Source organism: Moorena sp. SIO4A5 (assembly GCF_010672005.1).
GTDB lineage: Bacteria > Cyanobacteriota > Cyanobacteriia > Cyanobacteriales > Coleofasciculaceae > Moorena.
This window is the reverse complement of sequence record NZ_JAAHHZ010000003.1, coordinates 80,072-92,909: the sequence shown is the minus strand read 5'-3', so window position 1 is coordinate 92,909 and position 12,838 is coordinate 80,072. Positions and strand designations below refer to the sequence as shown.

The following is a 12,838-nucleotide window of genomic DNA, read 5'->3' as shown; positions in this document are numbered from 1 at the left end:
CGGGGCAGACTGTCGCAACCGTGGCTACCGATAAAATCCTCGGCCCCCCCTAACGCACCCTACGCAAACTTTTCTACTAATTGAAAAGCGCTATAGTTTTGATATCAATAATCAAGGAAAACTTAGGGATTTGACCTAGGGGTGCGAGTAGATGATTGATTGTGGACAACCAGAAAGATGCTGATTTATGATTGGTTCTTATTGCTTTTAGCATTAGGCTGAATGCTTACAACCAGGGACCTTGATTTTACTGACGTTTATTAAAATGAGGAGAGGGCTAGGTTAATCATAATCTAGCCAGTGCGATTATAGCAACTTTAATCCATATTAGGCATTGTTCTTAAAAATTATTTACATACTTTACATATGATAAAAGCCTTAGCACCAATTACGACTACTGACTTGGCGAGAGACTTGGCGACACTAGGGATTGATTTAATTCGTAAAGCTGGGTGTGAGTATGGGGATATCCGTATTTGTACCTACCGTAATCAGAACTTAACCGCACGCGATCGCTCCCTTAGCCAACTCTGTGATAATGTTAGTTCTGGCTTTGGGGTAAGAGTGTTACTAAAGGGTGCTTGGGGCTTTGCGGCTAGTCCCTATAAAACTCCAGAGGAAGTGGAACGAATGGTGGCTTTAGCTGTAGAGATTGCTAAAGGTAGCCGCCTTTCTCAGCAAACACAGGTAAGATTAGCCCCAGTAGAAGCCTATCGCGATACCTATATTACTCCAATCGAAATTGACCCGTTTACTATACCGATTACTGAGAAAGCCGATTTACTATTGCGTATCAATGATCAATTGCTTAGCTATAGCGATCGCGGAATTAAGAAGGCTTACTCTTTCCTGCGTTTTACTCGTGAAGACAAGATTTTTGCGTCTACTGTTGATTCCCTAATTGAACAGACTATATACCGTAGCTATCCAGGTCTGGGTTGTACAGCAGTTGCTAATGGGGATGCTCAAAACCGTAGCTATGAACGTCCACCTTTAAATATCGGTTACGAGCATATTCAACCCCCAGACCTTTTGAATCAGGTAGAACGGGTAGCAGAAGAAGCAATAGAGAAGGTTCATGCTCCCAAGGGACCTTCTGGTATTCGCAGCACTCTGATTCTGAAGCCTAGTCATCTCCACCTAACGATTCATGAATCGGTGGGACACCCTACGGAACTGGATCGGGTGTACGGCTATGAGTCGAATTTTGCTGGTACTAGCTTTGCGACTACTGATAAATTGGGCAAGCTGCAATATGCTGCTCCTTGGGTGAATTTTAAATGCGATCGCACTCAATCGGGGGGACGTAGTACTTTAGGCTATGACGATGAGGGGGTACCAGCACAAGATTGGTATGTTGTCAAGGATGGCATTTTAGTAGACTACCTCACTGACCGGGAAACGGCTTATCGACTAGGTAATGCCAGTAGTAACGGTTGCGCTTACGCCGATAGTTGGTCAAGTGTTCCGATGGTGCGGATTCCTAATTTAGGGTTAGAACCGGGAGCAGAGGGAGGAAGTCACTCTGCCACACTATCAGAAATGATTGCTGAGACTGAGGAAGGGATTTTAATTGATGGTAGAGGTAGTTTCTCCATTGACCAGCAGCGACGTAATTTTCAGTTTGGTGGAGATGCTTTCTGGAAGGTGGAGAAAGGTAAAGTAGTGGGCATGCTGAAGGATGTTACCTATCATTCTATGAGTACTGATTTCTGGAATAGTGTTGATGCCATTGGAGTGGCTTCGGAACAGGAGCAGTTTGGTACCCATATGTGTGGTAAAGGGGAACCGATACAAATTGCTCAAATGACCCATGCTTGTGTGCCGGTGCGGGTGCGCAATATTCAGATTGGGGGAGCATGAATCGTTAATGGTTAAGGCTCTCCCGGCTTTGGGGTGATAAGGCAAGCTTATATCACGTAATTCCGCCAGTTCCAGCCACGTTGATTGTCGATTTTGTGCCTTTTGATACGTTTTCAACCACAGATCCGGGAGAGCCTAATAAAGTCGCAAACCTCTAAATAGGGTATCATAGTTTTAACCAACTGCATAACGGGTAAATTGGCGCTTAAAAGCGGAATGAAAACCTAAAACGATATCAGAAGTGGGTACACCCATTTCCACCAACCTCTCAGCAACCGAGTCTTCAGTCCCGTTATATTGAATCCAAATTTTGCCATCAATAATATCAAAGTGCATCACAGGACCAAATATCCGCTTATCTCCTTGCCAACCCACATAAGCCAATTGATAATGGTCGTGTTCCCTATCAAATATTAGCTCGGCTTTGACCGTATCCCTATCAGTAGGGGTTGCTATTTGGGAGTGTTCAGTTAAAATCTGCTTGACAAATTGCCGATATTGCTCTATTTTATCCATTGCCTAATCTCCTCCAATTTCGGATCGTAAATCATCAACTTGACTTGGTAACGTCTCAGAGCGCGTTGGATGAAAGAAAGCTGAAAAAAATCTTGATAAGTTTCATAAGGAATAGCTAAATAAACAATTCGCTCTGGTTCAAGTTCTTCAAGAGCCTGACAATAGTTAAGATATTGCCCTAACGCCGTATGAAATGTGCTGATATCTGAGTCGCCAATAAAGCTTTTAATTTCTACAGCAATTTTTTCGGCATCTCGTTCAGCTGCGATTGCGATTTCTGCCGCTAAATCAATTTGTAATTTGACTGCCTCGCCAATCCGAATCGTGAGAGGATCGTGAGTGATATTCCATCCGTCTTTGATCAAAGCATTTTTAACCTGTTGATGGAAAACGTCTTTTGCCATTTTGGATGTTTTTCATCCCTTATCTAATTTATTTAATTCTATCATCTACGGCCTTGTCATAAGCTGTTGCGCATTTAAATTGGATATTATTCAGTTTCTTGATGCAAAGCGTGAGTGGTTTTGGGCTGGTTGACTGACTTTAGTTGAGGGCCATTTCACGAACCCCTCCAAACATGGGCATGAATATGGCAATTGAAGCTCCTCAATTGCCGGATAGTTGGTCAGGTAATTTTAAATTAAAAATTTATAATTGACAAACAAAACTGATGGTCTAGAGATGAATCAGCAGCTAAGATCGATGAATTAACATTTCAGATGTGATAGGAGATGACAATGTCTGTACCTACCCGTACTCCTTTACCAATTATCCTAATTCGTGGGTTTGGTGGTCTCAATATTCAAGAGGAACAGCGCTTAACCTATCAGGGGTTTAACCAAGGCACTGTCTATGAACACAAAAAGGGAACAAACGAGATTTATGAAGGATTAATCCTGAGTTTCCTCAAGTCAGACTGGCAATACCATGATGCTACTAACGTCGTGACTTTTGGTAGTCGGGAGATTGAAGATGAAGCAACCCTGCCTCGGAAACTAAAGTCTTTGCAGCAAATGCTCCAGGATGGCAAACCCCTGCCATCATCACTGGAGTGGTTAAAGGATAATGGTATTTTCGATAAATTTAAGCGCCTCAAAGAAGAAACCTATACTCTAAACTATCCAGACAAAACAGAAGAAAAAAGATATTTTTCCGGGGATAAAGTGGTCATAAACCCAGAGAGGGCAGAATCCTTTTTGGAGTCTACCAAAGATCCCTGGCGCTCCATTTGGGTATTTCGCTACTATGACCTGAAAGAGCGTAAATTTGAAACCTATGGTAATGCCTTGGTGCGTCTAATCTACTTAATTCGTGAACTAACGGCGAATCAAGCAGCTGTTAAACCTAAGGTTAACATCATTGCCCATTCTATGGGTGGATTAATCGCTCGTGAAGCAGTTCAAGTCACCTATCCCAGCCTTGGTCTTAAGGCTGAAGACTACATCAATAAAATTATCACTTTGGGAACTCCTCACCAAGGCATTACCTTCCAAATCTTAGAAGATTGGCTGGGGTTTGGGGGAGAGCTAGGAGCTCAAGAAGAATTAGAGCGCTTTAATCTCAAAAATCAAAGTAAGCTCAACAACCCCTATTCGTTCCAAAATTTTGAGAAACACTTTCCATTAGAACGACTTTTAACTATTGTTGGTACCAACTATAAGTCTTACAATTTGCGACAAGCCTCCTTTCTCAACCGCGTTTTCTCCCCGAGATATGAGTTTGGTTCTAACTATAACCGTAGTGATGGCTTAGTTAAGCAATTCTCTGCCCAAATTCCTGGGGCACCCCGTACCTTTATCCACAAATCCCACGGTGGTTTCGACTCCGTGATTACTTCCCGGGAAGCATTTGAAGTAGCAACGCGCTTTTTCTTTGGGGATGTGCGATCGCGTTTACGTTTTGTCAACGCCCAAATCACTCGGGGTAAGGATTGGTTTGGCAAAAGTGAGTTCTTTCTGGGAGTATCCATTAAACCCCGTCTGCTGGATTTTGAACTGTTCCACCAGAGTGAGGCTGCGGAAAACTGCTATGGTCCGTTTATTCAAGAGGATTTGACCGACGAAAACCCAGCATTTCCTTGGGCAGATGGCAAAAATCTGATCTGGGAAGGCTACCTGAATACCATATCAATTCTAGAGGATGAGAGTATCCCAGCACAAGAGAAAGACATGGTCTTACGACTGGACTTTTACGTCGGTGAACGGGATTTGTTAGGTCTTGGTTTCTCTGACAATGTCATCTTCCGCAAACAATACTATATTCAGGTTCTGATTGCCAAGACACCTATAGAACTCTACCTCCATACCGATGAAAAATTTGCTCAGCCAGATTTTACCCCCAATCCCGCTGATAAGATGAAAGAAGTGGATGGTGCCTGGGAATTTCAAGTGCAAGACACTGGATTTGAAGGGACCTTCCAGATCGAAATCGATTGTGTTCCTGAACAGGGACATCCAGAACCGTTTCTTTCCGGGATAGGATAATGGGTAATGGGTAATAGGTAATGGGTAATGGGTAATTGGTAGTTGATGATTACCGATTACCCATTATCCTGACCCAAAAATCGAACTACTATTTGGTAAGTGATTAACCGGACTTGTAAATAGATTGATACTAGATTGAACCAATGGCTTCATCAAAATCAAAACGTAATGCTTCTGACGCCAAAACCTCTGGCAATCGAATTGCCTACCAGGAATTTGGCACTAGCAATGACGCTGCAGTTGAACGAGGGATTCAGGAACTTCCCCCAAATCAACAAGATTTGCGGATACAGGCATCACGGAAAGGACGTAAGGGAAAAACCGTTACAGTAATTAGTGGATTTCAATCATCACCAGAAACCTTAACCAAGTTACTTAAACAGCTGAAAGGCCAATGTGGTAGTGGTGGTACAGTTAAAGATAATACTATTGAAATTCAAGGGAATCATACTGATAAACTAGTGCAAATAATGATTAAACTGGGCTACAAAGCTAAAGTTAGTGGGGGGTAATGGTAAACTAGATAAACCTGGATGTTTAAACACGGATAAACGGATAACCTAAGATTAGTTTATCCGTTTTAATTACTAATTTAAATTACTAGATTTAAATGACTAGTTTGGTAATCCTCAAAACATCGTGATCGGAACGAAGGTAGGGAACTGAGGTACTTCTGAATCCAGTAACAAAGGGTCGATGATACAACTTCCAATAAATGGGACTCAGGTCATGAGCGATCGCTTTTAGGGCTTTGAGTTCTTCTGCTAGTTCCGCTGCCAGTTCATTAATCCGTTCAGCGTGGTCATAAGCTTGTTGTGTGGCTTGTTCTATTTGGTCTTCTAGGGTTAGGGGTTGACTGATAGTAAGTGCTGGCTGTAACTGCTGCTGTTTTTGTTGCAACTGGGCTTCTAAGGCTGCGATCGCATTATCGATTCCTAGTATCTCTACCGATCGTTGGGCGTTTTCACTGGCTTGACGACGGTAGGCTTGAGCGATCGCTTCTGGGGACTGGTCTTCTAGGATGATTTCCTGGCGGGTTAGGGTATCACGTTCAGCACGTAGTGCGGCAATGCTCTGGCGAATTGCGTCAATTTCTGAGTGTATTTGCTCCATTTTTGCCTTTAGCTATGAGTTTTATACTCTTTTTATATTGAACAGTCAACAGCCTCATCCACAAGGGGATCGGGCTTGTAACTAACAGGACTTACGCCATAACTATACCAGTAAGGTGCGTTATTAACGCACTCTACTATAGGGTTTGTATTTGAGATGTAAACCTAGGAGGTCTTGTTTTTTTGTCAAATAAAACTCCGGAGCTCTTGCCCCTCTTGGTTTTTCTCTAACTTCTGGTAATCTCTTGGTGTATCAATGTCAATTACACCTAATGGAAAAGAAATACTAAATACTTCGTTGTAGTATTTGTTAATTATTTTTTTTGCCCCCACGGTCTCATCTAAGGTTGCTAGTTCAGAGAAAAATCTATGTTTAAACAAAACAGGTACACCTAATGTATCTGCATATTGGCAAGCAACGATGGGTTTTCCCGTAGCATGATAGGCTGCAACTAGATGATTAATAATTTCAGGAGAAATAAACGGCTGGTCACAAACAGTAATTACTGCTGCGTCTATGGTTTCATAACAACTTCCAAGGGATAGAATTCCGCTACGAATTGAGGAACCCATTCCCAAATTCCAATCTGGGTTTTCAACTACCGTTACAGAAGGTTGGTTAACTTCAGAATATATCTGTTGGGCATTTGCTCCTAAAACCACCACTACAGGCTTGCAGACTGAAGCCATTGCCTTCTCTATGGTATGGCGAAGTAAGCTGCATCCCTGATAGGGTAAGAGTTGTTTAGGTTTACCCATGCGGGTTGATGCACCTGCTGCTAGGATAATAATAGCAATATTTGATTCAGTTGGTTTTAGCTGTGAATGGGTTATTTTCATTTCATAATTCAAAGAATCAAGAGTCAAACTTCCACAAATTTTATAGTTTATCAATTGGGATTTCCTTGACTTGAGTTCGTTCGTGAATTGGTTCCATGCGGTGTTTTAAAAAGCCACCACCACGGTTTGCTAACACGGCTTGAATCTCAGCAATGATGGATAATGCGATCGCTTCTGGTGAATCTGCACCAATATCAATACCAACAGGAGTATATAACTTTTCTAGCTGTATGGGTGTACATGCTACTCCTGCTGCACGTAAATCTTGCAGTAACTTGGCAGTGCGTTGCTTTGAACCCAAACAACCCAGATAGCTGATTGCAGCAGGGATTAGCACTTTCAAAATTTCTAAATCATCGAGGTAGTTATGAGTCATTACCACAGCAATGGTGTCATCATCAATAGATATTTGCTTGTCTAAAATTTCCCTGCGGGTGAGAATCACCTGATCAGCCATGACAAAACGCTCTTGAGTTACCTCACTCCCTCGACAATCAACAATAGTGACTCGCCAACCTAAGGCTTTAGCAAACTCTGCTACAGGTAGACTATCACGACCTGCACCAAAAATTATTAGGTGTGGCGGGGGTTTAATAAACTCGATAAAAATATCTACTTTACCGACTGCTAATTGGTATTGATGGAAACTTGAATGTTGATTTTCCAGAGCAGCTTGAGCATCTTTGAGCAAAGCAGCAGTCAAATATTCGTCTTTAATATCAGTATTTACACGATTATTTGATTGCAGGATTAAACGCGCCCCAACCTGAACATTAACCTTACCTTCTACAGCAATAACAGTGGCAATAATACCTGGTTGCTGGTTGTGGAAACATTGATTAATAAAAGCTAAGGGATTAAGGGGATTACTTTGATTTAGAAGCTCAATCAAGACGTTTACCACACCGTTACAACCCAGGCCAAATCCCCAGATAATGTCTTCATCAGCAGTGGTATCATAAGTGACGACTATGGGTTTTCCGTCTGGCATTGAGACGCGAGTATGCTCAAATACATCATTTTCCAAGCAACCACCGCTAATGGTTCCTACCATTTTACCAGTTGATGTGATCAGCATCCGCGCACCAGGTTGGCGATAGGTAGAGCCTTGAACATTGACAACAGTAGCAAGAAATACTTGTTGATCGTTGTGTTGACTGTCTCCGAATGCTGCTAGAATAGAATTTAGATCTTTCATCTTGGCTGCTGGACACTCCTGTTATAGCCAAGCTTAACAATTTGGGCTCAATGATGTAAAGTAAAAATTTTTGTGGCTTTTGTGGAGATATTTGATGACGAGAATATTGTATTATCACCAGCAATCCAACTTTTCTATGAAAATTCGCATATTGTTAGCTGAAAAAAAATGTTATTCCGTACTTGTTATGCTAAATAAACACTTTGGCAAAGGGAGCAGGGAGCAGAGAGCAGGGGAAAGAATTCGTCTTCAGAAAATTTTGCTAGTTAAATAGCCTAATTTACCTTGTACCGTAAGCTTTATGAGTTTTTTAACTGTCGGTTTAGTATAAAATGTACTGAAGAACCATTAGTGACTGAAAAACCATTAGTGATAATTATGAGTATCAACGAATCAGTAAATAATTTAATTCCAGTTGTTAAATCGGCAATTACTATTAAAAATTTTATTGAGGGAGGAGAAGTAAAAAAAATGCTAAAGGTCTTTGGTGATATTCATACCGATGCAGCTTTGTATCAATTACAAAACATTAGTAAAATGAAACCTGAAGATAGAACCATTGTTGTGAAAATGGCTTTAAATGATTTAACTAAAGCACATTTAGCATATTATAGAGGACGATTCAAAATAAACGAACCTCTTAGCTGGTTCCAATATATTGTCTTTTTTAATTGTATTAATGATCAATACAAAGATTTTAGGGTTTGCTGTTTGATAGCAATTTTTCATGCTTACTTAAATGATGATATTACAATAGTACACCGAGCATTAGTTTGGGCGGCTTGTGCTATGAAAGATATTACTATTGAAGAAAATGGTCTTGGTAATTCGTATCTTATAGCTTCAAGATTACAACGAATTAGTTCAGTATTTGCCGGGTTAATTGGTAGACTATTTGGTTTTGTTATTATGATAAACCCTTTCTTTTATAGATATCTATTATTTGAGGCAAAAGAATTGGAAAAATCTGGAATAGTAGTGATGAGTGAAAATGATTTTTTAGAATTTAGTGAAAATTTAGGGTTTTCTAAGTCTTCTATGGAAGAACTGTTATTAAATTTAAAAAAAGAAATTTCCAGGGTTGCAGCTCTATTCCCCTGGGATTATACAGAATAAGCTAAAACCAAGACTCTCTCAGCGATCTAGCCATTATATCTCGTTGATAATACTTTCGTTTATTATGATTTAGTCTCATTAAGTCAAATACTAATTTATCCTTGATCGCTTCATTTATGTAAAAATATAATCAATTTTTATATTTTAAATTAAAATAAAAATTTAGAGCTGAGGGGGTGACAATGAACCTGAAAACGCTTTATTGTAAGCTATTAATCTATAAATTCTGCCATTAGAGAAGCTTTAATTGGAGACGGCAAACCCCGCTATTTAGTAAGTATGTCTTGGCGTACTGTTATCAAATGTAACCAAGAATTACTGAATCCCGGTGAACTCGGGTTTGTGAAAGGTAATCAAGAATTTATGTACCTCCTAAATGTCGGTGATGGGCATATTTCCTGGCTATATCGTCAGTTATCACCGGATTATACCCTTTCCCAAGATGCGGCTGAGGTCAAATCTCGGCTTCTCAATCAATTAGCAGACTGGGGAGAATCATTGCGATCGCTTGTGGAAGCAACACCAGCAGAGCGAATTTTGGACGGACCAATTTGCGATCGCTTACCCCTCAAATCTTGGAGTCAAGGTAGAGTTACTTTGTTGGGTGATGCCGCTCACCCTATGGCTCCTGCTTTGGCACAGGGAGCAAATAGTACGTTTGAAGACGCATATGAACTAGCGTTGTGCTGTTCCCAAGCATCCAGCATTGAAGAAGCTCTGGCTCGCTACGAACAGCGTCGTATACCCCGTAGCCAACTGATGCAAACCCGTAGTGCTTTGGGTGAAATGCGTTACTACACAACGGACAGGGAGGCTGCTAATCAGCAAATGCAGGAGCAGTCACAGATGACTAGCGAAGAATATCAAAATTGGGTTTTTAACTATAAGCCTGAGGTTAAATTCGATTATAATTATTCTAGTCTCTAAAAACAGGAACTTTTATGATTATCAAAAATCCATTAAAACAAACACAATATAACTCCAGACTAGGATTGGAAGTCCTTCCAGGATGTAACTTGCTTAATCTGACAGATTCACAAAGACATCAATTAAAACAATCTCTATGGGAACATGGTGTTATTGTTGTCAAAAATTTTAAAATAATCTGAGTTTTGGTTAAGCCGATTAAAGTAAAAACCAGTCCAGATGAAGACTGGGCTTCTTTGATGGGTGACAATATGTAATCAATAAACATAATATATTTACAGCGGTTTGCAATTGGAACAGGTACAAATTATTTTGTTTTAGGTACTTCATAACTGCGATCAACTCTATATGTATGTTTATGTATGGTCTCTATATCTGCCTATTTTATTATCCAAAACTCAGGTCACATTAAGTTTCAAAAGCTAATTTATCACCAAAGACTTGTTGCCAATCAGTATTAAATTGTTCAACGGCCAAAGGTATAGCCGGATGTAAAACCATTTGTCCCACTATACCTACAGGCAAAGTAATCGCACCAACCCCTGCTTGTAATACCTCTAAAACTTGACGCGGATTTTTAAAACTAGCAGGTAATAAACAACAACTTAGCTGTTGTTGTTGGATAAGTTGTTGAAGTTGCTCCACAACTGTGACACCATTTCCCCCAAAAACATCAATTCGATTTACATAAGGAGCTAAATAATCTGCACCTGCTAATGCAGCTAAAAAACCTTGTTGAACTGTATAAATTGCCGTAGCTAATAGAGGTATCTGCTTCTGATGTAACTGTTTTATTGCCACCAGACCTATTTCCGTGGCGGGAATTTTAACCACAATATCATAGGGTAAAGCTGTTATTTTATCAGCTTCAACGATAATTTAATCTACAGATTGACTAATAACTTGAATGTGGAAACGTGCCTCATTCCCTAGTATAGTATTTACTTCTTTAAGTAGTTGATTAACACCTATGTTGGCTTGAGCCAGAATACTGGGGTTAGTTGTTATTCCTTTAATTGGTAAGCAAGAGTGAAAACGTGCTATTTGTTCAACATCGGCACTGTCTAAATATAGTTCTAACATTATTAATTCCTCTTTACTGAATAAAAATGCTCCGCAGCACAGTCATCTGAGCGTTAGGGTAAACTTTTTGATATTTAACACCAGATGATGCCAAAACTACATATAGCGTTTATTGCATTTATGAGGTACACTTTTCAACCTCAAAGTCCCCCTTTTTAAGGGGGATTTAGGGGGATCCCTTTGTACCTCATGGGAAAGAGAATTGCTATAGTTATGATTTGATAATAAAAGTGATTTGGGGCAGCAAATTGCGTCCGCTCTTGCTGAGCCAACCTCCAAGCAAATCATATAATTAGCCATAGCGCAAGTCCCCAGAAAGGAATAAATCGAAACCAGCCAATTCTGCTGTTAACTGCACCCAAAAGTAAAGCCTGAAAAAGGGAAAAAAGTACTAAATCTACACAGAAAGCTAATGTAAGTCGGTTCGTCATCAATTGCTCGCCAAAATAGTTCATTCTCTCGACCAAATCTCCAAACTCTGGTCGTCCCATCACCCCCCAAACTAAGGCAATTATCCCCACTATCATTCCTGTCCAACCAAATACACGAGCTAATATTCCCTTGTTCGTTTCCTCCTTTACTGGAGGAATTGGTGTATTATAGCGCAGTGCCATATAAGGGGTAAGAACAGCATTGGTTCCGAACATCGCCAGACTCCAAATCAGAATCTTGGGGAGATGAGTTGTCCTTCTATCGACGAGGAGTAGAGGTAAAAACATGAAAATCCAAGCTTCGGCAAAGTTGAAGAGTGCTTCTAAGGTAGGATGAACCACTGGTGCTTCTAAATAATTAATGCCTACTCGGTTAAAAAGGGGTAAAATAAAGAAAAAATTCAGAGATTCATTTACTATTTCCTCTATAGTTTCTGGTTGAATAGCCCAAGCGGGTTCCCCTGGAATAAGTTGCCCTGGTGGAGATAGCAACAGAATGTAAATATAGGCGATCGCTATTAACCCAAATACTAGAGGAAGAAAGCGTTGACTTTTTGGAATCCCTTGGCCTAAGGGAGAGATTTCCATGGTACTTTTATCTTGCCGATCTTTCAGCAGTATCCGTATCAGCGGAGATACTAGTCGGATGATAAAGAATGCCGCCTTCCCTGGTTTTATGGGGGGTTCAACCAGATCACGGGCTAAAACTAACTTGCCAGTTACCTCAGAACAACGATAAAAGCTAACACCTCGTCCGTTGGGAAAGGGAATGCCGTCTAACTCAACGTGCCATAGTATTCCTACTGCCAGGGGATCGCCTGTGGTGATATCATCAATTACGAATTTTAACTCATCCGGGATACCTTGACAGGATTCTTCCAGAAGTTGTCTGACAGCTTCCTTTCCTTTGAATGGTTGGGAAAAGTTGAGATCCTCGTAAATACACTGGTCGTCTATCCACTCCATCGCAGCGTTAACATCCCTACGATTGATGGCTTCATAGATGGACTGGATGACATTATGGGCAGGTGTGGTCATGAGATTTGAAATTTTAGATTTTAGGTAAGGATTTAGTGGAAAACCTGCATGGCAGGGATTAACATAAGCACCTTTCCAATAATTAAGTGATCAGCAATTCTATGATCGCTCTCCGAAGACATACAAAGCATTGCCCTAGTTGTCGGCAATCTCTAGTGTTGATAGATAAATTCTAAAGATTATTGTCTAAATTTTACCGCAGTCTTGGCAATATTAGTCTTGTTACTAATA

11 protein-coding genes and 1 pseudogene are annotated in these 12,838 nt (G+C 40.4%); 5 read left to right on the top strand and 7 right to left on the bottom strand.

Going from position 1 to position 12,838, the window contains the following annotated elements:
- The first annotated feature begins 366 nt into the window (after positions 1–366).
- Positions 367–1,863, top strand: coding sequence for a TldD/PmbA family protein (locus F6K57_RS02715; protein WP_293064621.1), 1,497 nt, complete (start codon positions 367–369; stop codon positions 1,861–1,863).
- A 174-nt stretch (positions 1,864–2,037) separates the two neighbouring features.
- Here F6K57_RS02715 and F6K57_RS02710 read toward each other — a convergent pair whose 3' ends face one another.
- Positions 2,038–2,379, bottom strand: coding sequence for a XisI protein (locus F6K57_RS02710; protein ID WP_293018790.1), 342 nt, complete (start codon positions 2,377–2,379; stop codon positions 2,038–2,040).
- On the bottom strand, positions 2,367–2,783 hold the full coding sequence (locus F6K57_RS02705; protein ID WP_293018789.1) for a XisH family protein: 417 nt from the start codon (positions 2,781–2,783) through the stop codon (positions 2,367–2,369). The genes F6K57_RS02710 and F6K57_RS02705 overlap by 13 nt, the downstream gene beginning before the upstream one ends.
- Positions 2,784–3,116: 333 nt before the next feature.
- Between F6K57_RS02705 and F6K57_RS02700 the strand changes: the two genes are divergently transcribed.
- Both F6K57_RS02700 and F6K57_RS02695 read left to right on the top strand, forming a co-directional pair.
- Complete coding sequence (locus F6K57_RS02700; protein WP_293064618.1) at positions 3,117–4,862, top strand: hypothetical protein; 1,746 nt, start codon at positions 3,117–3,119, stop codon at positions 4,860–4,862.
- A gap of 143 nt (positions 4,863–5,005) precedes the next feature.
- Positions 5,006–5,374, top strand: coding sequence for a translation initiation factor (locus tag F6K57_RS02695; RefSeq protein ID WP_293064616.1), 369 nt, complete (start codon positions 5,006–5,008; stop codon positions 5,372–5,374).
- 94 nt (positions 5,375–5,468) lie between these two features.
- On the opposite strand, the gene F6K57_RS02690 is transcribed toward F6K57_RS02695, so the two are convergent.
- The 3 genes from F6K57_RS02690 to F6K57_RS02680 form a co-directional block, all read right to left on the bottom strand.
- Entirely contained in the window at positions 5,469–5,975 is a 507-nt protein-coding gene (locus tag F6K57_RS02690; protein ID WP_075897741.1) for a hypothetical protein, read from the bottom strand.
- A 185-nt stretch (positions 5,976–6,160) separates the two neighbouring features.
- Entirely contained in the window at positions 6,161–6,814 is a 654-nt protein-coding gene (locus F6K57_RS02685) for a nucleotidyltransferase family protein (RefSeq protein ID WP_293064613.1), read from the bottom strand.
- Positions 6,815–6,854: 40 nt separating this feature from the next.
- Entirely contained in the window at positions 6,855–8,012 is a 1,158-nt protein-coding gene (locus F6K57_RS02680; protein WP_293064610.1) for an XdhC/CoxI family protein, read from the bottom strand.
- Between the two features lie 351 nt (positions 8,013–8,363).
- Here F6K57_RS02680 and F6K57_RS02675 point away from each other — a divergent pair, with 351 nt between their 5' ends.
- Positions 8,364–9,128: a hypothetical protein gene (locus F6K57_RS02675; protein WP_293064608.1), complete on the top strand. Its 765-nt coding sequence runs from the start codon at positions 8,364–8,366 to the stop codon at positions 9,126–9,128.
- A 279-nt stretch (positions 9,129–9,407) separates the two neighbouring features.
- Entirely contained in the window at positions 9,408–10,055 is a 648-nt protein-coding gene (locus tag F6K57_RS02670; RefSeq protein ID WP_293064605.1) for an NAD(P)/FAD-dependent oxidoreductase, read from the top strand.
- 408 nt (positions 10,056–10,463) lie between these two features.
- Here the strand turns inward: F6K57_RS02670 and F6K57_RS02665 are convergent.
- Together F6K57_RS02665 and F6K57_RS02660 are read right to left on the bottom strand one after the other, a co-directional pair.
- A pseudogene (locus F6K57_RS02665) lies at positions 10,464–11,138 on the bottom strand (transaldolase family protein).
- A 284-nt stretch (positions 11,139–11,422) separates the two neighbouring features.
- A complete protein-coding gene (locus F6K57_RS02660; RefSeq protein WP_293064602.1) occupies positions 11,423–12,607 on the bottom strand; it encodes a nuclear transport factor 2 family protein in 1,185 nt (394 codons plus the stop codon).
- Between the last annotated feature and the right edge of the window lie 231 nt (positions 12,608–12,838).